Genomic DNA, 21,621 nt, shown 5'->3' on the forward strand with positions numbered 1-21,621 from the left:
TTACCTCTTGGCGCCGTAGAGCAGCCAGGACGTGCGCGTTGAGGCGATCCACCGCATCCCTGCGATCGCGAGGATCGACACGATGGCGAGGAGGATCGCGGGGGTGAAGTTCGCGGAAGTCGCGGCTTCAGCTGCCGCGGCGTTCGCGCCGGGTCGCAAGGCGAAGGCGAGCGCCGTGGCAATTCCGACGGTGACGACGCCGAGCACGATGCCAACGACCATAAAGGTGCGCGCGAAGGTGCGAAGCCATGCCTCTCCATCCGCGGGATACCCCACTCCCGCGCGATGTTTCTTTGAGGCGACACCGGCGATGCACCCTGCCGCGACCACGCCAATCACCCACGTGAGGAAAAGCCCAAGCGAAAGCCACCACGTGATTTGTGAGGCGGCAAGACCAGCCAGAACGCCCGCGAGTGCGCCGAGAAGCCCAAGGCGCGCAAGGAAGGCCGCGGCGGCGGCGTCGGTGTTAAGGTTCGGCGGGAACTCCGCGAACGCTTCGTCGCCGTAGCCGTGGGCGTTCCAATCCTGGGTTTCGCTCATGAGGTCATTCCTTGGGTGAGGCCGCGGCTTTTGCTGCGGCGGGCAGTGCGGTAATGATGCGATCAAGGATATCGGGCGTGTGAGCCTTCGAAACGAAACACGCCTCGAAAGCGCTCGGCGGAAGGTAAATACCCTGGCTTAGCATCGAGTGGAAGAAGCGCGCAAAAGCGTTGGTGTCCTGGCTCTTCGCCTCCTCGTAAGAGCGCACCTCGCGATCCGTGAAAAACACCGAGAAAAGGGTGCCGAAGCGATTGATCGTATGCGGCACGCCTTCGGCGCTCAGTGCGTCGTCGAATGCAGAGATAAGGGTGGTGACCGACTCGTTGAGCTGGGCGTAAAGCGCGTCATCGAGCTGGCTCAACGTCGCGATGCCCGCGGCGGTGGCGAGTGGATTTCCCGAGAGCGTGCCCGCCTGGTACACGGGGCCAAGGGGTGAGAGGCGCTCCATGATGTCGGCTCGGCCGCCAAAGGCTCCCACGGGCATGCCGCCGCCGATGACCTTGCCGAAGGTCACGAGGTCCGGGACCACGCCGTCGAGGCCGTGAGCGCCGGTAGCGCTCGCACGAAAGCCCGTGAGAACCTCGTCGACGATGAGGAGTGCGCCTGCCGCATGCGCTTTTTCGAGAAGGAAAGCGTTGAAATCTCCCGGATCGATCACACCCATGTTGCACGGTGCACCCTCGGTGATCACCGCGGCAATTCTCTCGCCGTGCTCGGTGAACGCTTCGTGCACAGCCTCGCGGTCACCGTAGGGGAGCACGAGGGTTTCGGCGGCCGTCGGATCCGTGACCCCCGCCGAGCCCGGCAGCGAAAACGTGGCCACCCCCGAACCTGCCTCCGCGAGGAGCGAATCGACGTGGCCGTGGTAGCAGCCCGCGAATTTCACGATGAGATCGCGCCCCGTGAAACCGCGCGCGAGTCGAAGCGCGCTCATGGTTGCCTCTGTGCCCGAGTTGACCATGCGGATCTTGTCGACCGCGGGGATGCGGTCGATCACGAGTTCGGCGAGGCGAATTTCGCCCTCGTGGGGAGCGCCGAAGCTGAGGGAATGAGAGGCGGCGTCGGTCACGGCGTTGACGACGGTCTCGTCGGCGTGGCCGAGAATCATGGGCCCCCACGAGCCCACGAGGTCCACGTACTCCGTGCCTTCGACATCAGTGAGAAGCGCACCCTTCCCGTTCACGAGATACGGGGGAGTGCCGCCAACGCTCCCGAAGGCGCGCACAGGGGAGTTCACACCTCCGGGGATCGAGTGCTGGGCACGGGCGAAGAGCTCGGCGTTCGTGGACATGGAAACCTCCTGAGGGGTGGGGATCAGGCGAATTCGCGAAGGTGCGGGGGCAGATCGGCGAGGAGCTTCGCCGCATACGGTGCGTAATACGTGAGCACGTGAGAGGCGCCCGCGCGCTTGAAGGCGAGGAGCGACTCGAGCACGGCGCGCTCGCGGTCGAGCCAGCCGTTCTGGCAAGCGGCCTCGATCATCGCGTATTCGCCAGAGACCTGATAGGTGCCCACGGGCACGGGGCTCGCGGCGGCAACCTCGGCGATCACGTCGAGGTAGGCAAGGCCGGGCTTGACCATGATCATGTCGGCGCCCTCAGCAAGGTCCAATTCAAGCTCGCGAAGCGCCTCTCGACCATTCGCCGGATCCTGCTGGTAAGTTTTGCGGTCGCCCTTGAGGGAAGAATCGACGGCTTCACGGAAGGGGCCGTAGAACGCCGAGGCATACTTCGCGGTGTAGGCGTAGATCGCGACGTCCGTGAAGCCCTCCGAGTCGAGCGCGTCGCGGATCGCGGCGATCTGGCCGTCCATCATGCCCGAGGGGGCCACAACGTGTGCGCCCGCGCGGGCCTGGGCGAGCGCCATCTCGCGATACACCTCGAGGGTCGCGTCATTATCCACGCCACCATTGTGGTCGAGGAGCCCGCAGTGGCCGTGATCCGTGAATTCATCGAGACACAGATCGGCCATCACCAGAAGCGAATCGCCAAGCTCCTCGCGAAGGCGCGCGAGAGCGACGTTCAGGATCCCGTTCGGGTCGGTGGCGCCGGATCCGACGGCATCCTTCTTCTCGGGGATGCCAAACAGCATGATGCCGCCAAGCCCGAGCTCAGCTGCTTCTCGAGCGGCCTCGACGAGAGAGTCGAGCGAGTGCTGCATGACCCCGGGCATCGAGGCGATTTCGCGGGGTTCGCTCGCGCCTTCGCGCACGAAAGCCGGAAGAATGAAATCGGCGCTGCGAAGGGTCACTTCGCGATTGAGGCGGCGCATCGCGTCGCTCGCACGAAGGCGGCGGGGGCGATGGAAGGGGTGCTTCACGGTCATTACTTGGTGTCCTTTCCCAGTACTTCGGCAACGGCTTCAGCGAGCGCGCGATCGCTTGGATCCTTCGCGACCGCGGCAACCGGGAGATTGACGCTGATTGCCGCTTCCTCGCTCGGTTTGCCGATCACGACGAGTTTCGTGCTCTCGTGGATCGCGAGCTTCGAGAGCGCGCGCACGATCATGGGGCTCGTGGCAACGACGGCGCTGAAGCCACCCGCGGCGAGATTATCGACGACGTCGCGCGGTTGGGGGATGGTTTTGGGGCGGTACGCGGTCTCTCGCTGAACCTCGTAGCCCGCCATGCGGAGTGCGAGCTCGAGCTGCGGTGCAGCGGCGGAGCTGACGGGGTAGAAGATGCGCTGGGCGAGTCCGTCCCCACCCTGCTGATTGACGGGAAAGACGTCGATAAGAGAAGCGGCGCTTCCCTGTGCGATGGTCTCGACCTCGAGGCCGGCCTCGCGCGCGGCCTTCGCCGTGGCCTCACCGACCGCGGCGGCTTTGAACTCCTGGACCGCGGGAAGTTCCGACCATTCGGGCAACGCTCGAAGCGCTTTGACGGTCGTGACCGACGTGAGAAGGAGCCAATCGAATTCGCCGTGGGCAAGGTCGCTCAGGGCATCGCGCAGGTCCGCGTCGGTTTCGAACGTGAACTCCGTGAACGGCGAGTGCACGGCCTCAAAACCGCGGCTTTTGAGTTCCGCGACGAGACCATCGCCGCGCCCTTCGGGGCGTGTGACGAGAACGGGTGCTGTCATGCTAGCCACTCCTCAGCAAGTAGATCGCGGGCGCCGGCGGCGAGCATGTCCTCCGCAAGCGCCCTGCCCGTGGCCTCCGCAGAGGCGACCGTCACCGTTTCATCGGTGTGGATATCGCGAACAATTGTCGTGTTTCGACCGTATACCCCGGCCTTGAGAATGAGTCGATCATCGCCGGTGACCTCGGCGAATGTCGCAACGGGCGCCGAGCATCCGGCCTCGAGTGCGCGTAGAAGCGCGCGTTCGGCTGCCACGGCGAAGCGCGTCGGTGCGTGATCGAGCGCCGAGAGCGCAAGGGCGAGAGGGCTTTCGGGATCCAGATCCTCACGAACCTCGACCGCGAGTGCTCCCTGCGCGGGCGCGGGCAGGAACTGCCACGGGTGAAAAACCTCGGCGATGCGGTCGTTGAGCCCCAGCCGCAGAAGGCCCGCCGCGGCGAGCACAACGGCGTCGAGTTCACCGCGTTCGGCGAAAGCCATGCGCGTCTCGATATTGCCTCGGATTGGCACGATCTCGAGGTCCGGGCGCGCGAGCATGAGCTGCGCCGCACGCCGCGGGCTACCCGTGCCCACACGACCTCCGATGGGGATCGAGTTGAGGCCCGTGAGACCTTCGCGTGCCACCAGGGCATCGGCGGGGTTTTCTCGCACGGGGATCGCGGCGAGGCGAATGCCCTCGGCGGGCGTAGTGGGCAAATCCTTGAGCGAATGCACGACGACGTCCACCTCGCCGGCGAGGAGCGCCTCGCGCACGGCGGAGACGAACACGCCTGTGCCGCCGATGCGTGTGAGCGGGCTCGTGCGATCGCGATCTCCGTGAGTGGACACGTTGACGAGCTGGAAACCGTCGGAAACTCCTTCCCCGCCCGGTACCAGCTGACGTGCCACCCACGCGGACTGGGTGCGCGCGAGTGTGGAGGCGCGGGTACCGAGGCGCATCATGCGAAGGTGCCTTCCGGGGTGCGCACGAGGCAGCACTCGAGTCCGCACGCTCCCGTGCTCCCTTCGTTCTCGAGCGCGCCCGGAACGTCGATCGCTGCGCGCCGTTCGAAGCCGGGTGTGACGGCCTCTTCGACGAGGTCGGCGAGTGTCCCGATGTAGCGGTCATCGCTTCCCGAGGTTGGCACTCGGATAAACGCGAGCCCTTTGTTTTCGGCAGATTCCTTAGCCTCGGTGTCGAGGTCCCACACGACCTCCACGTGGTCGGTCACGAACCCGATCGGCACGACGATGAGCGCGGAACGGCCTTCGAGGTCCTCGATCACGTCATTGATGTCTGGCTCAAGCCACGGCACGTGCGGTGCGCCCGAGCGCGATTGATAAACGAGCTGGTAGTTTTCGGGAGTGTGCTCGGCCCCGAGATCCTCACGCACGCGGCGCATGACGTACTCGATCGCCGCTTCGTGCTGAGCGACGTACCATCCGCCAGAACCCTTCTCCCACGTGCTTTTCGGGCCCGACACATCCGCCATCGTCGTCGGAATCGAGTGCGTCGAGAAGAGAATCTCGATGGCACCAGCCTCGTGACCGTTCGTGCGGTGTGCCTCCAGGGCATTCTTCACGCCGTCCACGACGGGTTCGAGGAATCCCGGATGGTTGTAGTACACGCGGGCCTTATCGATCTCGACCGTGCCTTTCAGTCCAGTCTCGTCGAGGGCCTTGCGGAAGTCCTCGTGGTACTGGTGGCAGCTCGAATAGCTCGAATACGCGCTCGTTACGAGGCCCACAACCTTCGTATGGCCGTCTTCGTGGATCCGTCGAACCGTGTCGGCAACGTACGGCTCCCAGTTGCGGTTGCCCCAATACACCGGAAGGTCGATGCCCCGGCGCTTCAGCTCGGCTTCGAGCCGGGCGATGAGGTCGCGGTTTTGTTCGTTGATCGGGCTCTTGCCGCCGAGTGCCCGATAGTGGGTTGCCACCTCTTCGAGGCGCTCATCAGGAATGCCGCGCCCGCGCGTCACATTGCGCAGGAAGGGAATCACGTCCTCCTGTTTTTCCGGCCCGCCGAACGAAGAGAACAGGATCGCCGTGTGGGTCACAGAAGCACCTCCACGACCTCGTCGAGCTCTGCGATGCGATGGCCCGTGTGGAAGGGGAGTTCCTCGCGTACGTGAAGGCGGGCCTTTGTGTAGCGCAGGTGGCGCATCATGTCGACAAGCTCCGGGAGGGTGTCGGCCTCGAAACTCAGGAGCCACTCGTAGTCGCCGAGCGCAAACGCGGCGGTCGTATTGCCCCACACGTTCGGGTATTCGCGACCGTAAATGCCGTGCTCCTTCATCATCTCCCGGCGTTCACCTTCGTCAAGGAGGTACCAGTCGTAGCTGCGCACAAACGGGTACACGGTGATCCAGTCCTTGCGCTCTTTATCGGCCTCCATGAAGGCAGGCTTGTGGCTGCGCGAGAACTCGTGACCGCGGTGCACGCCCATGGCCTGCCACTCCTTCTCGAGGTAGGTGCCGGCGATCGAGTTTTCGAACAGGCGCAGGGCCTCCTGGATCGCCTCGGGGCGCTCGCTCGCGAGCCAGATCATGAGGTCGGCCTCGGCACGGAAACCGGAGACATCGTAAAAGCCGAGCACCTCGACGTCCGCGCTCGCGAGCGACGCGATGGTCCGTTCGAGATCCTCGAGAACCTGCTCGGGGCTCACGATGCCTTCATCGTTGAGTCCGCCGATCTTGCGGTAGACGGAATAGGCGGTAAAACGGATTTCTTCCTTGGCATCCTCGCTCATGGGAGCGTCCTTTCTTCGTGTGGTGCGTGAAGTGTTAGCGCGAGGCGAGCTCGCGTGTGAAGCGGGTAATGGCCTCGAGCCCGTTGCCGGCGCGCCAGGCGCCCGTGAGTTCGAGGTGGGGGAGGGAAGCGTCGGCCCCGCGGGTCTGCGTTTCGAGTGCGCGCGCGAGGGTCTCGAGGGCCGCCGTATGGCCCGGACCGGATTGACGCATGGTGCCGGTCCAGTCGGTGAGGGCCCAGTTCGCGACGTTCAGGTCCGACGCTTTCATGCCAAAAATCGCGGCAGCATCGTCGATCGCGAGCCACGGGAACTGTTCGGGCTCGGGCAGGTCTCCTTCGGGGTCGGGGCTATAGGAGAGGCGAACGACGTTCCGCCCGGGCTTCGAGGCTTCCGCGGCGCGGTGAATATGCTCCCACTTGGCACTCGCGTGGGTCATGGCTTTCGCGCGGATCGTGGTCGAGGCCGGGTCAACGAGAACGCCGTTGCCTCGTGGTTTCGCGTTCAGCTCGGGGTTGTCGAGAACGAGCGTCGCAAGCCGTACGGGCGTTGCGGGGGCAACGGGGATGAGGTTCGCAATGGCGGGTGCCGGTGCGCTCAGAAGGTGACGCGCGAACTCGGGTCCCGTGGCGATCACGAGGTTGCGGGCCTTGAACTCGCGCGTGAAGGCCGCTGCCCGGGTCGCGGCGGTGATGGTCCACGTTCGATCCTCGCTTGAGGCGCGCAACCCGAGCACGGGGGTGTGAGTGAAGATCCTTCCGCCGTGGGCCTCGATGTCGCGCGCGAGGGCTTTTGGCAGTTCCGCCATTGACGGCGTGAGCGAATGCACCGCGGATCCGGAGCTCGAGCGCACCCCTCGACGTTCGAGGATTTCTTCGACCGCTCTGCGAGCGCTCCCGAGCTCTCGCACGCGCTCAGCGAGCTGCGGCATGACAGCGCGCAATTCGAGTTTGTCAGGATCGGCCGAGTGCACGCCCCGGATGATCGGGGCCACGAGCCTTTCGAGCACGGCTTTTCCGTAGCGTGCGCGCACAAACTCGGCAACGGTCACACTCTCGCCCGTTGCCCGCTTCGCTGGCACGAAGCGTTCGCGCCAGGCTCGCACGGCACCCCAAAAGCCGAGGGCGTCGCGCACGTCCTTCGCGAGGGGCTTCGCGGGCATACCGAGCACAGCGTTGCGCGGCGAGGCATAAGCGCGTTCGTCGCCGACGATGAAACTCGAGCCGGTCGCGGGTGCCACCACGCGATCCTCAAGGCCAAGGTCTTTGACGAGGTCAAGCACGGCGCCGCGCCCGATCGCGAAAGCTTCCGCCCCGGTGTTGGCTTCAATTCCTTCGAGGGTGTGTGACCACACTGCCCCGCCCACGTGAGCGTTCGCTTCGAGCACGAGAACTTGCTCGCCTCGCAGGGCGCGTTCACGCGCAAAAATAAGACCGGAGATCCCGCCGCCGATCACGACGGTATCGATCGTACGCATGTCCAGTGCTCCTACTGTTCGTGAATGAATGCCACGAGGTCGGTGAGGACCTGCGGGTCCGTGTCGGGTGGTACCCCGTGGCCGAGATTGACGACGTGCCCGGCGGCAGCGCGGCCTTCGCGTACGATACGCGCGGCCTCTGCCAGACGGGCTTTTTCTGAGGAGAAAAGGAGGGCGGGGTCGAGGTTGCCTTGGAGGGCCGTGCCGGCCGGGAGAGTGGCAATGGCGGTGGGGATGGGGGTGCGGTGGTCGAGCCCGACGGTTGTTGCGCCGGCCTCGTGGATGGCGTGGAGCATGTGCCCTGTGCCAACGCCGAAGTGGATGCGCGGAACATCGAGGCCGTCAAGGTGCGTGAAGACGCGCGACGAGAACTCAAGCACGTGAGCGCGATACGTCGCTTCGGCGAGCGAGCCTGCCCACGAGTCAAAAAGCTGCACGGCGCTCGCGCCCGCCTCAACCTGCGCGCGAAGAAATTCACCCGAGAGGTCCGCCACCCACGTGGCCAGACGCCCCCACAGCTCGGGCTCGGCAGTCATGAGAGCGCGCGTGCGAAGATGATCGCGGCTTGGGCGCCCCTCGACCATGTAGCTCGCGACGGTGAACGGCGCCCCGCAAAAACCAATGAGAGGCGTCGCTGCGAGCTCACGGGTCGCGAGACGCACGGCTTCTCGGATGGGCTCGAGTGAAGCGCGGTAGACGTCGTCGACCGGCGGCAGAGCATCGATGTCGGCCTTGGAACGGATCGGGTGGGCGAGCACGGGGCCGATGCCCGGTTCGATGCTCACGTCGATGCCCGCGAGTTTGAGCGGGACCATGATGTCGGAGAAGAAGATGCCCGCATCGACCTTGTGCCGACGCACTGGCTGGAGTGTAATTTCCGCGACGAGCTCGGGCATGAGGCAGCTCTCGAGCATGCTCGTACCCTCGCGAGCTTTGCGATACTCGGGCAACGAGCGACCCGCCTGGCGCATGAACCACACGCTCGGTGGTGCGGAGGCGACTTCGGCGCCTCGGCCAGCGAGCCGCGTGACAAGGGCGGTATTGGATGCGGTGGAAGGAACAGCTGGCGTGGGAGAGTGTGGCGTGGTCATCGCCTCTATTGTGCCCGATCTCGATGAGAAAGACGTCCCGGCGCCGTAGGCTTGCGCCATGCTCATTGCGCTGCGTGCCACACACGACAACCTAGGACTCGAGGGTCTCGAGCGCATCACCCGCGGCTCCGAAAACCTTGATGCGCGCCTCGCCGCGCTGAACGAGGCCCACCCGGAGCAGCCCCTTACGGGCTGGGTATGCCTCGCGACGTGCAACCGTCTCGAAGTGTACGCCGATGTTGACCGCTTTCACGATGCCATCGACCTCGTCACGCGAGCCGTGATCGATACGAGCAACCTTCCCTCGGAGGAAGTCGCCCGAATGCTGGTCGTTGATGCCGGCAGCATTTCCGCACGCCACATGTACGAAGTTGCCGCAGGCATGAACTCCCAGGTGCTCGGCGAGGCCGAGATCACCGGTCAAGTGCGGGCAAGCTTCACGAATGCCCTCGCCGCCGGACACACCACCACGCTCCTCAACGACCTGTTTCAGGGGGCACTGCGCACCGCAAAGCAGGTCACCTCGAAGACCAAGGTTGGAGCCGCGGGGCGAAGCTCCGTTGCGGTCGCCCTCGACTCCGCGCACCTTTTCCGGACTGAGCTCGAGGGGCGCGACGCTCTCCTGATCGGCACCGGTGCCATGGCCCGCGTGGCGAGCGCCGAACTGCACCTGAGGGGAATCGGCGGCCTTCACGTGTTTTCCCCGAGCGGCCGCGCCGAACAGTTTGCCGATTCGCACGGCGCGCTGCCGGTAGCGCCAGAGAATCTCGAAGCGGCACTCGCGAAGGCCACCGTCGTCATTGCCGCCTCCGGCGGAGGCACGTACGCGATCGACACCCCCATGCTGACCCGCGCCCTTGAACAGCGGGCGACGAGCGAAGACCTCGTGATGTTGGATCTCGCGCTTCACAGCGATATTGAGCCCGCAGCGGCAACACTCCCGGGCGTGCGCGTCATCCCGCTCGAGTCGATCAGAGCTGGTGAAAGCGGCCACGGCGAGATCGCGCGCGCACGGGAACTGATCGACACCGGCGTTGTGCGATTCGAAGAACGCCAGCAGATCCGCGCCGTTGACCCCGCCGTGAGCGCTCTGCGCCGAAGCGTCAAGGACATGATCGTTCTCGAAGTGGACGAGGTGCGCCGAAGCTCCGGCGAAGCCGCCGCCGAACAGGTGCAACGCTCGCTGGGGCGCGTCTACAACAAGCTTCTTCATTCCCCGATGGTGCGCGCGCAAGAGCTTGCCAAGACCGGCCAGGCTCATCAGTTCCTCGAAGCCGTCCACACCATTTTCGGGGTGGACGTCTCGGGAACATTGAGCGTCGATGGTGCCCGGTCAGCGTCGGAATCAGCCGCTCCCACGCGCGAGGGGCTTGAGCGGCCGCCCATGAGCGTCGCGAAAATGGAACAAATGCGCCGCGATCTGGAAGCCGCCCAGGCGCGCGAAGAAGAGCAGGCTGCGCACACCGAGCACGGGGGAGAACGCGATGTTTGATGACCGCGTTGAGATTGGCGAAAGTGCCGAGGCGCGCCTTCGAGCGCTTCTCAGCGAAGGGGCTCCCGCGTCAAGTGCGGGTGCGTTCGCTTCTCTTCCCGCGCTGCTGGTCGATGGGGATGACACCCCCGAGGCGATCCACGCACGCATCGATCTCGCTCTCTTGTGCGCGGCCGAGGGCCTTCTCGACAGCGCCCTCTACCAGATCGACGAGCTCACCAAGGATGCCCGCCGCGTGCGTGACACGTCCGGTGACGACACGATCGTCGAGCGCGCCGACGCGGCGCGGGACGCGATCGAATCAGCGCAATAAAAGCTTGTGCGCTCGTGTATTCCATGCCTTTACCAGCAGGAACGAAGGTCGTGTTCATGACCGCTGTTCGGAAAGAAGCAGGCGAAACCGCTCGAGGCTATGAAATTGAGGGAACCTCGGGTGAGAAGACTGCCGTGGCGGCAAGGTAGAGATCATACGGGTCGGAGACCGCCGTCAGCTCGCGGCATGAGTGCATGGAGAGGATGGGCACGCCCACATCGACAGTCGTCATGCCGAGGCGAGTCGCGGTAATCGGGCCGATTGTGGAACCGCACGGCATTGCGTTATTCGACACGAACTCCTGGTACTCGATGCCGGCATGGGCGCATGCACGAGCCCAGAATGCGGCCCCGCGGGCGTCGGTCGCGTAGCGCTGGTCGGCGTTAATCTTCAGGATAGGGCCCCTGCCAGCTACCGGCTGGTTGGCGGGGTCGTGGCGCTCGGGGTAGTTCGGGTGGACCGAGTGGCCGACGTCTGACGACACTACGATCGAGCGGTTAAATGCGCGTCGCCGTTCTTCATCGCTCGCGCCGAGTGCGGAGTAAAGCCGCGTGAGAACATCCTCGAGGAATGGGCCGGCCGCCCCGGAACGGCTTGCCGAGCCGACTTCTTCGTGGTCGTTCGCGACGAAGAGGGAAATGTGGTCGTGTGCGGATGCGTCTTGGGCCTTAATCGCCTCGAGCCCTGCAAAGGTGGAGAGGAGATTATCAAGCCGTGCGCTCGCGAGAAACTCTTGCCGGGCACCAATGAGTTGGGGCTCCTGGGCATCGACAGTCACGATGTCGTAGCCCGCGATGTGCTGCGGGTTGATCCCCGCGATCGCGGCGAGATCGGCGAGGACGTCATGCTCGCCACCCTCTGCAAGTCCCGTGATCGGCTGGAGGTGCTTTTGAGCATCGAGCGTGAGCCCATCGCGATTCACAGCGCGGTCCAGATGGACCGCCAGTTGCGGAACCCTCAGGTACGGTCCCGTGTGCACGAGAACTTCCTCGCCGTCCATGAGGACGATGCGACCGGCAAGTTTCAGGTCGCGGTCGAGGAAAGAATTAAACAGCGCACCGCCATAGACCTCGACGCCAACTTGGTTGAAGCCGTGCGAGGTGATCGAGCTTTTGGGCTTGAGTTTCAGCGCTGGTGAATCCGTGTGCGCTCCGAAGATACGAAGTGCGGTGGTCGAAACGGCTGTATCTGGAACGACGAACGCGATGACGGAGCCATCGCGCGTGACGACGTAGCGGCCACCGGCAGTGACGCTGGCCCAGGCTTCGGCTTCATCGAGCTCGATGAAGCCTTGTTCGATGAGGGATGCCTTGACGGTCGCGGCGGCATGGAACGAGCTTGGCGACTGAGAAACAAAACGCCCTAGTTCCTGGGCAAAAGCTTGGGCGGCTGCAGTGTCAGAGCGGTTCACGTGAAGGTCCCTTCGCTGGAGAGTAGCGTCACAAGCTTACGCGACTACGAGTCATTGGGCGCTAGGTAGACGTGTGCTGCCTGGTGAAAAACCGCAGTCATCAACGCGATACAGGAAGGCGTTTCCTCGCCGGTACACGACCGTGAGGCCCTTTGTTTTTTGGAGGTGCGTCAAACCCGGGTGCTGCACGCCCGCAGAGTTGACATTATGACCCTCGAAGTGGACGACGTAGGGAGTGCCAACGTCGCGAAGAGCCTCGCAGACCTCGGGATTGGTGTCGATCTCGTTGAGGTGGTCCCTCACGTAGATGGAGGAGGGGTCTGAGCCGTAACTGCCCATGTGGCGACCCGTCACGTTAATTCCGGTGAAAGCGTAGATAAGACCCTCACCGTGCCAAGAGTCTGTCCAGACCACGGCATCCTCCGGGAGATAACGCGGGAGAGCTTCGATAAAGAGCATCTCCTGGGTGTTAACGGTGTTGGAGGTACTCGTCACTGAGTAGAAACGCTCCATCCCGTCGATCTTGGCGTCCATGGCCGGGGTTGCTTGCGTCGCGAACACTGTTCCGAGAGCCACGAGCGCTGAAGCTAACGCCGCCACGAGATGCGAATAGCGGACCCTCCCGCGGAGTCGGTAAACGAGGGTGCCGGCAAGGGAGGCGAGATACCCGAGCCCCGCTATGGCGAGAGGCACTGTCGTGAGACCAAGCAGTCCGTAGAGTCGCTCGGGATCGGAGTACCACACCCCGACGAGCGCGGTTCTCAAGGGACCACGAGTGAATGATGCAGCAACGACATAGAGAGCTGCGCTGATCCCCCAGAAGGCGATGAGTGGGTAAATCGAGCGACGGACAGCAGCCCAGAGGCCGGTGAGCACAAGAAAGCCCACCGCCCACTGCGTCACACCGTAAATAGGGTGGTGGATGATCGTCGTGCCAATCGCTTGCGTCACCGTGAGATCCGGGGCCCACGTATCCGCTGAAGAGCCGGAGGGGCGGAGCCGAGCCCACGCCGCTACCGTTGCTGAACAGAGCGCAAGAGCCATCACCGCCCGAAAAGCAACGCTGGACCATTGCCGTGTGACGAGTGCGCGCAGGAGTTCCAGCAGAACGAAGGCTGAGCAAAAGAGCATGACAACGAGGGCCGCAGTTGGGTGAGCCAACGCCGTACCGGCCGAGCCTGCGACGGCCGATACGACGATAAAAGGCCAGCTTAGATTGCGGCGGAGAGGTCCGCGCACGACCATCATGAAAAGCGCGACCAGGGAAGGTGCAAGGCAATATCCCAAGAAATTGGGGTAGAGAACTCCAAAGTCGAGAAAGTGGAAGGGGAAAGCGGGAAATGCTGCGAGTGCGACACCGCCGGGGAGAATGGCGTACTTCCACAGATCGCGGGGGAGCGAAACCTTGAGAAGAGCAATGATCGATGCAGGCCAAACGATCAAAAGAGCGGCGATGATCGTGGCGTTCGTACCAATTGCGACTTGCATGGACTGCACAGACGCAAGGGTGAGAGAGGCGATGTCGTGCCAAGCGCCAGGGTAGAAATGCGAGGTTGACACCGGCTGGATGTGTTCCTGCAGTGTCAGGCTTGAAGCTCGACCGGTTTCGACGATCCCTCTAATAGCATTGAGATGAAAAACGTTGTCATATTGCTGACCGAAGGCGTAGGGAGTTTGGAGAAAATTCCGAACGTGGCGCAGCATGAGAACCCAGTAGCCCAGGACGGCCACCACGAGCATCGCGGGCATGCATGTGAGTGCATGGCCGATTCTTGAGAGAGTTAATTTTGCGTTCGCGTCAGCGTTGGCTGGCACGGCGCGCCGACGGGAAACCATGTCTGCGCGGTGAGAGTGGTGGCCCCTTCCGCGACGACCGCCCCTGTAATGACGAATCAACCAGGGCGTCCATGAAATCGCGCACAGCACCACCGTTGTCAAAAGGACAGGGAGCGGGCCCCACTTTATCCCGATGCTCTGGGCCCCGATCGCGGTAAGAACGATGATGCCCACGGACACGAGTGGTGCAAAAAGAACTTTCGATACCCAATCCGAACGCCACCCCGAAATGGCGAGAATGCCCGGCACGGTCACCCACAAGCACGCGAAAACCGCGGGGAGGATGAGAGGTTGCCAGGTCATGTGCCACCTTGAAGTGAAAGCTGAGCGCTATGGGTGAAAGAAGTACCTCACGAGAGTACATGGAAAACGGTGCGCTTTGCCTGGCGCTGGGTTTTCGTGCCAATTATGGCAGTAAACGCCTAGGTCCCTTCGCCGTCGGACCCCGCCTTGCCCGCGCCCTTGCCGAGCGGAATCTCGAGCTCTTCGAGGCGGGCTGTCACGTCCTTCGCGATCCCGCTCGTAAACGTGCGGGTGAGATGGTTGTCATCCATGTACACGTACGCGTTGCCTTGGATCGGGGCGCAGCGTCCGTCTGGGCAAATGAGGTCGTTGAGGTCAAGGCGGTAGAGCTTCGCGCCACCCTCCCCGGTCATGCCGGCCAAAGCCGTGCTCGGGTCGGTCGCCGCAAGTTTTGAACTGAGGTCGGCGCCGCACTCCTTGTTGGCGAGCGCGGGGTCGCCCCCGGCATCGATGACGGCTTCGGCGCACGTGTACAGGCTCGTCGGCCAGCGCGGAGCATCGCGAAGGGCGAGCACGTTGACGCCCCTATCGAGAACTGCCTGGATGCCCTCGCGCGTACCTGGAGGCAAAGTCTCATCTGTCCCGGTTGACGTTGCCGCGGTCGACGTCATGAGTACGAGATCGGGGTGGTGGGCGTCGATAGCGTTCATGACCTGGTCGAAGTAGCCCTTGCAGTACTCGCCGTCCTGAAGGCTCGAATCTTCGCGGAACGTGCACGCGTTCTTGGTGAAGTTGATGATCTGCCAGTTGTGCGCTTGGGCCTCGGCGAGGAGGGTGGGGATGAACTGGCGTGAGTGGGAGGAGCCCACGACGAGGACGGTCGCGTTGGTTTTCGCGTCAAGAGGCCGAAGGGTTTCGCAGGGAATATCTTTCGTGGCGACGAGAACGCCGCTCGGGTCGTCACACAGATGGGGAAGGCTTGGCCACTGGTCGTCCAGCTCGAAGCCCTTCGGGCTGAGGGTGTCGGGGTTGAAGGGTTCGGTGAGAACGCGTGAGCTCTCGGGCGAGTCGGCGGTGATGGGGTCCGACGTTTGCTGGCTCGCGAGGTAGCCACGGAGTCCCAGCGCCCCGCCGAGAACGAGGGCGAGGCACGTGCCGATGACCGTGAGGGAGCGCCACCAGGGCGCGCTTTTCCACGAGGGCTTACGGAAACGCGAATCGACGATTGTGGAGAGAATCCACGCAAGGGCCATGCTCCCCGCGATGACGAGGAGGCCGTCGAGGGCGCCTGCGCGCTTTTGCCCGGAGTGGGCGAGCCACAGGATCAGGATCGGCCAGTGCACGAGGTAGAGGCTGTACGAGCTCGACGCGAGAGCGCGAGGGAGCTTCATGGTGAGCACGCGGTCGAAGCCCCACGACGTACCGGAGTATCCCGCAACGATGATGAGGCCAGCTCCCGTGAGGGGCCACAGGGCGATCCAGCCGGGGAAGAGGCCTTGAACGTTGAGCACGATGCCGAGAGACACGAGCAGGGCAAAGCCCACCCAGCCGGCGAGGGCGCGCAGTGTGCGGTGGCGCGGCGCGGTGGGGGAGCCGGGGCGGGCCGAACCGAGAAGACGATCGAGGGTGGGGAGGCTCAGGGCGAGAAGAGTGCCGCACGCGACTTCCCATGCGCGCGCGGGCGTGGAGAAATAGGCGGACGATTGATGCGTGGCCGTGTAGTAGATCGAGAATGCGAATGACGCGGCCGCGATCACGGCAAAGAATCCGAAGGCGACGCGGCGAGGGTGCGCGCTTTTCCTCGCGGCATACTTCGCCGCGATGAAGAGCAGCGGCCATGTGAGGAACACCTGGCCCTGGAGCGAGAGTGACCAGAAGTGTTGGAGCGGGGAGGCGGTTGAGGCGTCGAGCGCGTAGTAATCCACGCTCGTGATCGACAGCCAAATGTTTTGGATGTACGTGGCGGAGGCGATCGCGTGGGAAATCACCGTTTGCCACGAGGATTCGGGCAGGATCAGGTAGCTGCCAAGGAGGGTGCCAAGGATCGCGATGGTCGCGGGAGGCATGAGCCTCGTGAAGGTGCGCAGCCAGTACCGCACGGGCCCGAACGGTTTGCGCGCATCGAGGCGCCGCGCAAACGAGGAGCCGAGCAGGAACGCTGAGATGAACAGGAAGACGTCGACGCCGCCCGAGACGCGCCCGAGCCACACGTGGTAGACGACGATCATGAACACGCTTACGGCGCGAAGCCCTTCGATCTCGGGGCGGAAGTGGGAGGGCTGCGCCTTCGGTGCTGGGGCGCTAGGGGTCGGTGCTGCGGGGGTGTTGTGCCCGGGTGCGGAGGAGTCCGACGGCTGCTCGGCGACCTGCGGTTCCTGGTACCACACGAACGGCTCGCCCGTGTCTTCGGCGGCGCCCCACGCGGCGATGTCTTCGCTTTCGCGTTCCTCGGCCTCTTGCACCCACGAGAAGTCGTCGAGATTCTCGAGTGCGGGTTCTTGCGCGTCCTGAACGAAATCCTCGAGCGCAAAGTTCGGCGCGCCCTCGCTCGTTGAAGGGGCACGGTGCCCGCGTGCGTTCGCCATGTGCCCTTCCGATGATGTGAACGTGGAACGATACAGAACTTTACAGGCCGCGAGCCCGAGCGCACCCCTTATGGGCGTCGACGGTGTGCGCTCTCTCGTGGGAAAATGGCCCAATGAGCACGAGCGAAAAAGAAGGCGCGGGTTTTGATATTGCCGCGCACCACGGTGACAAGGCCCGCGCGGGCGTGATTCACACGCCACACGGCGATATTCAGACCCCGGCGTTTATTCCGGTGGGCACGAAGGCGACCGTGAAATCGGTCCTACCGGAGTCGATGAAAGAGCTCGGCGCGCAAGCGATCCTGGCGAACGCCTACCACCTTTATTTGCAGCCGGGTCACGAGCTCGTTGACGAGGCGGGTGGTTTCGGGGCGTTCATGAACTGGAGTGGCCCCACCTACACCGATTCGGGCGGTTTTCAGGTCATGAGCCTCGGCGCCGGTTTCCAGAAGGTGCTCTCCGAGTCCTTCGCGGGCAGTGATCGCGCGAGCACGCCCGACGGCACGGATCTTGCGACGAAGAAGGGCAAGGAACGCCTCGCGCACGTGGACGATGACGGCGTGAACTTCCGCAGCTTCATCGACGGTTCCGAGCATCGTTTTACGCCGGAGTTTTCAATGCAGATCCAGCATTCGCTCGGAGCGGATGTCATGTTTGCTTTCGATGAACTCACGACTCTCATGAACTCGCGCGGCTACCAGGAAAAAGCACTTGAACGCACGCGGCTGTGGGCCGAGCGCTGTATCGCCGAACATCAACGTCTCACCAAAGCGCGCGAGGGGAAGCCCTACCAGATGCTGTGGGGCGTCATTCAAGGTGCGCAATACGAGGATCTGCGGCGCAAGGCCTCGCGTGATCTTGGTGCGATGACCGTGGAGGGCTGGCAGTTCGATGGCTTCGGCATCGGCGGTGCCCTCGAGAAGGAAAACCTCTCGACGATCGTTGGCTGGGTGACGGACGAGCTTCCCGACGAGAAACCGCGCCACCTTCTTGGTCTTTCCGAAATGGACGACCTGTTCGCGGGCATCGCGGCGGGTGCCGACACATTCGATTGCGTCTCGCCGTCGCGCGTCGCGCGCAACAGCGCCGTGTACACGGCACGTGGCAGGGTGAACCTCACGGGCGCGAAGTACCGCACGCAATTTGCACCGATTGATGAGAGCTGCGACTGCTACACGTGCACCCACTACACAGCCGCGTACATCCATCACCTTTTCAAGGCAAAGGAGATGCTCTCCTCGACTCTGTGCACGATCCACAACGAGCGCTTCGTTGTGCGCCTCGTCGAGGAAATTCGCGCGGCGATCCTGAGCGGCGACTTTGAGGCGCTTCGCGAGGAGCGCACGGGTGCCTACTACGGTGAGTACCGCTAAGCCGTGCGCGGCTTCGATAGTGTTGAGGCGTGAGTGTGAGCGATCTTCAAACCTTCGGCGGCCATAGTGCGAACGAGCGTGCAGAGGCCTACGAGCGGCTTCGTCGCATGTCCACGTGGAGGCTGCTCTCCGCAACGAAGGCACCCGCAACCCTCGCGATTTTGCAGACCGTGTTCCCCGCCGGTGATCGCAGACTCGATCGCTCCGAATTGGTCGCGCGTGTGGCAAGCCACCTGGACCTCTTGCGCGGCGATGAGGATGTTCAGCGTGGGGCTTCGGAGTATGTAGATTCGTGGGTGCGCGAAGGCTATCTCACGCGGCGCGATGACCCGACCACGGTTGAGACGACCTTCGAGCTTTCGGTATCGACCGTTGAGGCGATCGGTTTCATTTCCTCTCTCGAGGAGCATCGCCCCACGACCACCGAGTCGCGCCTCACGCTCGTGATGCAGCAGTTCGAGCGACTCGCCGAAGACACCGAAGGTGACCGCGACGTGCGCCTTCGTGGCCTCCAACTGCGCCGCGCGCAGATCGAGCGAGAAATTCAAGCGCTCAGCGAGGGCGAACTCATGCTGCCTCCCGCTGAGCACTCCGCGGAGCGCCTTCGCGACATCCTCCAAGTCGCCGACGAGCTGAGCGGTGACTTCCTCCAATACCGCGAGGATCTGCGCGCCGTGGACCTCAATCTTCGCGAGCAGATTCTTTCGCCCGAAGGCTCGCGCGGCGAGATTTTGGAGCAGCTCCTCGCGGGCGATGACCTCCTCGGTCAATCCAAGGTGGGCAAAACCTTTACGGCGTTCTTCCGGATGCTCAACGACCCGAAGCAAAATGAGCGCGCCCAGGATCTCGTGGATCGCCTCCTTTCACGTGACTTCACGCGCACACTCACACGCCGCGAACGCGACCGCCTCGCGAACGTGTTCAGCGACCTGTACGAGCCCGCCCAAGAGGTGCTCGACGTCAAGACCGAGCTGTACCGTTCGCTCGCGCGCTTTGTGCGCAGCCAAGATTTCCGCCAGCATCGCGTTCTTCTCGACCTTCTTCAAGAGGCACAGGGCATTGCTCTTGCGCAAAAAGATTCCGTGAGCCATCGCAAGGCCGAACCGATTGATTTGGGGCTTTCGCGCGTGCAGATGAATTCGGTCGCGCAGCACCTTCTCAAGGATCCAAGTGATCCGGGTGTGCCGCCCGAAGCGGAAGTGCATGATGCCTCGCGTCTGAGCGTCGAAGTGCTCGATGAACTCGTGCGCACGAATGACATCGATCTCGTGGGGCTCGCCTCGTCCGTCAACGGCGTTGTCAAAGCGAAGGGCCAGGCGAGCATCGCTCAGGTCGTGCGCGAGCAAGGGGCCCCGCAGGGTCTCGCGAGCATCATCGGCCTCATGTTCCTCGCCACGGCGCACGCGGATGCGCGCGAGGGCGATACTGAGATCGTGCGCTGGCGCGAAGATTCCCTCGAGGCAGGTGGCACGGATTACGCGGCGCGCGTGCCCGCGTTCTTCTTCCTCAGCGAGGTCCCTGAGCAGTAAGCGTCGTGGTGGGCATTGCGGCGCCTGGCCGCTTCGCCGTGGAGACCGCGATACCGGCGATGAGCATCACGAGGAATCGCGCCCAGTCAATGACAAACGGCGCGAAAATCAACAGGAAGCTGAATCGCGGAAGCTTGTCTTGAAGCGATTGAGGGTCCGGTGAAAAGAGGACACCCACCGGGGCGAGGATGAGCGCCCAGATCGCTACGCTCACGATGGCACCCACGAAGAAAGCGATCGCCGCGATCGTCCCGAATCGAGCGGTAGCCGGCGAGGGGCAGCGACGAAGGGCGCGGACGATGGCGGGGATGGACGCGAACACCAGGACGTTCGCGGCGAGTGCCGAAACAACGCACATGAGGACCGAGCGGACAACGGTATACGTGAGCGTGTTGACGCTCCGGAAGGCCGGCATTGTGTCCGGGGGGTCCTCGATGAAGATGGGAAATGCGAAGAGGGCGAGCGCAACGCCTGGTGCGAGAACGAGCACAGCAATCGCGATAGAGGACATCAAGACCCACACGCGAGCGGGTGCGCGATGAGTGTTGCCTGTATACGCGTGAACTGGGGTGATCATGATGCGTGGACCTCATATGCGGAGGGTTTGACGAGGGATACTCGAATGCTCGCGAAGAAGAGATATATGAACCTGGCGATGTCGAGGATCGGAGGGACGGCGAAGGCAGCGGTCACGAAAGGCACAGCGACGTTCCGTGCGCCCTCGTTGTGTGAGGATGCCGCGTCGAGCACGTTCAGCACCACGAGGTAGAGGACGACGAACACGATGAAGCTGAGAAGCACGATGACGGGGCCCACGACGAAGTAGATGAGCGAGTAAATGTTCGTCCGGAAAACCTTGCGTGTGCACCGCTTGAGAGCCGTGAGCGCAAAGGGGAACGAGAACAGAGCGAGAAGGTTCGTGCCGACTAGCCAGCAGACGATGAGGACAGCGAGCGATTTCAGGCTCTCCACGAGCGAGTCAAACTGCTTTGCGTAGGTCCCCACATCGTTTGGACCCTGAGGTGATGGTGACGGGGACTCGCCTGCCGGGAAAAGAATGATGATCGGCAGTACGGGGATCATCGCCAGTGCGAGGCCGCTGAACAGCATCCATAGCGCAGCGGGGCGTCGGTGTGAGGGGGGTGCAGACGCCGTCACGATACCTCCCTGGACTCATTGAAGGTGACGCACACAACTTTACGGCACTTTCGCGGGCTGGGGAGTAGGACGGTTACCGCGCTCAAGGGGAGCCGGCAGGGTCAGAGCGGGGGTCAGCGAAGTACACGATGACTCCCGCAAACGACAGGACGGCGAATCGCAAGAGATCGATTGCGAGCGGGACAGCGAACGTTCCAAAGACGACCAGAGAGCGGAGTCCCTCCCACTCGGTCCTCACCGCGCCTGTGGCGGGATTGCTGGTGACCTCGGTTGCGAGGACCAAAGAAAGGGCGACCATGGTGAGCGCGCTCAGAACGGCGAGGAGCGGCCCGAGGATGAAAAAGGTTATCGCCGTGAGAGCAAACCCGGTGCGGTCTGCACCTTTGCAACGCGTGAGAGCCGCGATCGCAAACGGGACTGCGGCAAGCCCGGCGAAGTTCCCTGCGCCGAGGAACACGCTGATCACGAACAAAAACGCGAATATGCGCAAGAGGATCTGGTCGAGCCCCGCCAGTGGACTGTTGCCCCAGGCCGACTCGGGGCCGACAGGCACGAGCCACATTGCGACAGGGGCGAGGCACAGCCCTAGAACGACACACACGAGAGCGAACGTCGCAAGGATGACCCAAATTTTCGCGGGAGTGCGATGAGTTTCGCCAGTGAGCGAGGGAAGGGACACTTCGGCTCCTTCGGGTGAGGTGAGCTGATGCAGTCAACCTATGAACTCAAACGCGGGCCCAAAAGAGGGCGGGGGAAAATTGTGGAT

Annotated in this window: 19 protein-coding genes; 4 read left to right on the top strand and 15 right to left on the bottom strand. The window is 63.5% G+C overall.

The features are described 5' to 3' along the window. The 9 genes from D8M36_RS04290 to hemE are packed head-to-tail and all read right to left on the bottom strand — an operon-like array spanning nt 1 to nt 8,915. The gene (locus D8M36_RS04290; protein ID WP_126847015.1) at nt 1-540 is read right to left on the bottom strand and encodes a hypothetical protein; all 540 of its coding nucleotides are present in this window, start codon (nt 538-540) and stop codon (nt 1-3) included. Nucleotides 541-544: 4 nt separating this feature from the next. After that, nucleotides 545-1,831: a glutamate-1-semialdehyde 2,1-aminomutase gene (hemL, locus tag D8M36_RS04295; RefSeq protein WP_126847017.1), complete on the bottom strand. Its 1,287-nt coding sequence runs from the start codon at nt 1,829-1,831 to the stop codon at nt 545-547. A 23-nt stretch (nt 1,832-1,854) separates the two neighbouring features. Continuing rightward, nucleotides 1,855-2,865: a porphobilinogen synthase gene (gene hemB, locus D8M36_RS04300; protein ID WP_126847019.1), complete on the bottom strand. Its 1,011-nt coding sequence runs from the start codon at nt 2,863-2,865 to the stop codon at nt 1,855-1,857. Beyond that, nucleotides 2,865-3,620: a uroporphyrinogen-III synthase gene (locus D8M36_RS04305; RefSeq protein WP_126847021.1), complete on the bottom strand. Its 756-nt coding sequence runs from the start codon at nt 3,618-3,620 to the stop codon at nt 2,865-2,867. Before D8M36_RS04305 ends, hemB begins: the two co-directional genes overlap by 1 nt. Then, nucleotides 3,617-4,561, bottom strand: a complete 945-nt coding sequence (gene hemC, locus D8M36_RS04310; protein WP_126847023.1) for a hydroxymethylbilane synthase — start codon at nt 4,559-4,561, stop codon at nt 3,617-3,619. The genes D8M36_RS04305 and hemC overlap by 4 nt, the downstream gene beginning before the upstream one ends. Beyond that, a complete protein-coding gene (locus tag D8M36_RS04315; protein ID WP_126847025.1) occupies nt 4,558-5,658 on the bottom strand; it encodes a ferrochelatase in 1,101 nt (366 codons plus the stop codon). Before D8M36_RS04315 ends, hemC begins: the two co-directional genes overlap by 4 nt. Next, complete coding sequence (gene hemQ / locus D8M36_RS04320; RefSeq protein WP_126847027.1) at nt 5,655-6,350, bottom strand: hydrogen peroxide-dependent heme synthase; 696 nt, start codon at nt 6,348-6,350, stop codon at nt 5,655-5,657. The genes D8M36_RS04315 and hemQ overlap by 4 nt, the downstream gene beginning before the upstream one ends. A gap of 34 nt (nt 6,351-6,384) precedes the next feature. Next, on the bottom strand, nt 6,385-7,824 hold the full coding sequence (gene hemG, locus D8M36_RS04325; protein ID WP_126847029.1) for a protoporphyrinogen oxidase: 1,440 nt from the start codon (nt 7,822-7,824) through the stop codon (nt 6,385-6,387). A gap of 11 nt (nt 7,825-7,835) precedes the next feature. Continuing rightward, the gene (hemE, locus tag D8M36_RS04330; RefSeq protein WP_126847031.1) at nt 7,836-8,915 is read right to left on the bottom strand and encodes a uroporphyrinogen decarboxylase; all 1,080 of its coding nucleotides are present in this window, start codon (nt 8,913-8,915) and stop codon (nt 7,836-7,838) included. A gap of 58 nt (nt 8,916-8,973) precedes the next feature. Between hemE and D8M36_RS04335 the strand changes: the two genes are divergently transcribed. Both D8M36_RS04335 and D8M36_RS04340 read left to right on the top strand, forming a co-directional pair. Then, entirely contained in the window at nt 8,974-10,407 is a 1,434-nt protein-coding gene (locus D8M36_RS04335; RefSeq protein WP_126847033.1) for a glutamyl-tRNA reductase, read from the top strand. Further along, the gene (locus tag D8M36_RS04340) at nt 10,400-10,720 is read left to right on the top strand and encodes a hypothetical protein (protein ID WP_238638380.1); all 321 of its coding nucleotides are present in this window, start codon (nt 10,400-10,402) and stop codon (nt 10,718-10,720) included. The genes D8M36_RS04335 and D8M36_RS04340 overlap by 8 nt, the downstream gene beginning before the upstream one ends. Nucleotides 10,721-10,817: 97 nt before the next feature. Here the strand turns inward: D8M36_RS04340 and D8M36_RS04345 are convergent, their stop codons facing one another. The 3 genes from D8M36_RS04345 to D8M36_RS04355 form a co-directional block, all read right to left on the bottom strand. After that, nucleotides 10,818-12,131 carry a M18 family aminopeptidase gene (locus D8M36_RS04345; protein ID WP_126847035.1) on the bottom strand — a complete coding sequence of 438 codons (1,314 nt, stop codon included), beginning with the start codon at nt 12,129-12,131 and terminating at the stop codon, nt 10,818-10,820. A gap of 51 nt (nt 12,132-12,182) precedes the next feature. After that, complete coding sequence (locus tag D8M36_RS04350) at nt 12,183-14,270, bottom strand: DUF6541 family protein (protein ID WP_342342898.1); 2,088 nt, start codon at nt 14,268-14,270, stop codon at nt 12,183-12,185. Between the two features lie 119 nt (nt 14,271-14,389). Continuing rightward, complete coding sequence (locus D8M36_RS04355; RefSeq protein WP_126847039.1) at nt 14,390-16,795, bottom strand: acyltransferase family protein; 2,406 nt, start codon at nt 16,793-16,795, stop codon at nt 14,390-14,392. Nucleotides 16,796-16,908: 113 nt separating this feature from the next. On the opposite strand from D8M36_RS04355, the gene tgt reads away from it, so the two are divergent. Together tgt and D8M36_RS04365 are read left to right on the top strand one after the other, a co-directional pair. Continuing rightward, the gene (gene tgt / locus D8M36_RS04360; protein ID WP_126847041.1) at nt 16,909-18,168 is read left to right on the top strand and encodes a tRNA guanosine(34) transglycosylase Tgt; all 1,260 of its coding nucleotides are present in this window, start codon (nt 16,909-16,911) and stop codon (nt 18,166-18,168) included. A gap of 35 nt (nt 18,169-18,203) precedes the next feature. Continuing rightward, nucleotides 18,204-19,697 (top strand): DUF3375 domain-containing protein, encoded by a 1,494-nt coding sequence (locus D8M36_RS04365; RefSeq protein ID WP_126847043.1) that lies wholly within the window; start codon nt 18,204-18,206, stop codon nt 19,695-19,697. Here D8M36_RS04365 and D8M36_RS04370 read toward each other — a convergent pair. From D8M36_RS04370 to D8M36_RS04380, 3 genes are all read right to left on the bottom strand, one after another. After that, nucleotides 19,675-20,274 (bottom strand): hypothetical protein, encoded by a 600-nt coding sequence (locus tag D8M36_RS04370; protein ID WP_126847045.1) that lies wholly within the window; start codon nt 20,272-20,274, stop codon nt 19,675-19,677. The two genes, D8M36_RS04365 and D8M36_RS04370, sit on opposite strands and share 23 nt — an antisense overlap. After that, entirely contained in the window at nt 20,271-20,855 is a 585-nt protein-coding gene (locus D8M36_RS04375) for a hypothetical protein (protein ID WP_126847047.1), read from the bottom strand. The genes D8M36_RS04370 and D8M36_RS04375 overlap by 4 nt, the downstream gene beginning before the upstream one ends. 82 nt (nt 20,856-20,937) lie before the next feature. After that, a complete protein-coding gene (locus D8M36_RS04380) occupies nt 20,938-21,534 on the bottom strand; it encodes a hypothetical protein (RefSeq protein ID WP_126847048.1) in 597 nt (198 codons plus the stop codon). Between the last annotated feature and the right edge of the window lie 87 nt (nt 21,535-21,621).

The sequence above is a fragment of the Dermabacter sp. HSID17554 genome (assembly GCF_003989295.1).
Taxonomy (GTDB): domain Bacteria; phylum Actinomycetota; class Actinomycetes; order Actinomycetales; family Dermabacteraceae; genus Dermabacter; species Dermabacter vaginalis.

Coding starts and splice junctions, on each gene's coding strand:
- D8M36_RS04290 (WP_126847015.1), bottom strand. CDS start 540: ATGAGCGAAACCCAGGATTGGAACGCCCACGGCTACGGCGACGAAGCG.
- hemL (WP_126847017.1), bottom strand. CDS start 1,831: ATGTCCACGAACGCCGAGCTCTTCGCCCGTGCCCAGCACTCGATCCCC.
- hemB (WP_126847019.1), bottom strand. CDS start 2,865: ATGACCGTGAAGCACCCCTTCCATCGCCCCCGCCGCCTTCGTGCGAGC.
- D8M36_RS04305 (WP_126847021.1), bottom strand. CDS start 3,620: ATGACAGCACCCGTTCTCGTCACACGCCCCGAAGGGCGCGGCGATGGT.
- hemC (WP_126847023.1), bottom strand. CDS start 4,561: ATGATGCGCCTCGGTACCCGCGCCTCCACACTCGCGCGCACCCAGTCC.
- hemQ (WP_126847027.1), bottom strand. CDS start 6,350: ATGAGCGAGGATGCCAAGGAAGAAATCCGTTTTACCGCCTATTCCGTC.
- hemG (WP_126847029.1), bottom strand. CDS start 7,824: ATGCGTACGATCGATACCGTCGTGATCGGCGGCGGGATCTCCGGTCTT.
- hemE (WP_126847031.1), bottom strand. CDS start 8,915: ATGACCACGCCACACTCTCCCACGCCAGCTGTTCCTTCCACCGCATCC.
- D8M36_RS04335 (WP_126847033.1), top strand. CDS start 8,974: ATGCTCATTGCGCTGCGTGCCACACACGACAACCTAGGACTCGAGGGT.
- D8M36_RS04340 (WP_238638380.1), top strand. CDS start 10,400: ATGTTTGATGACCGCGTTGAGATTGGCGAAAGTGCCGAGGCGCGCCTT.
- D8M36_RS04350 (WP_342342898.1), bottom strand. CDS start 14,270: ATGACCTGGCAACCTCTCATCCTCCCCGCGGTTTTCGCGTGCTTGTGG.
- D8M36_RS04355 (WP_126847039.1), bottom strand. CDS start 16,795: ATGGCGAACGCACGCGGGCACCGTGCCCCTTCAACGAGCGAGGGCGCG.
- tgt (WP_126847041.1), top strand. CDS start 16,909: ATGAGCACGAGCGAAAAAGAAGGCGCGGGTTTTGATATTGCCGCGCAC.
- D8M36_RS04370 (WP_126847045.1), bottom strand. CDS start 20,274: ATGATCACCCCAGTTCACGCGTATACAGGCAACACTCATCGCGCACCC.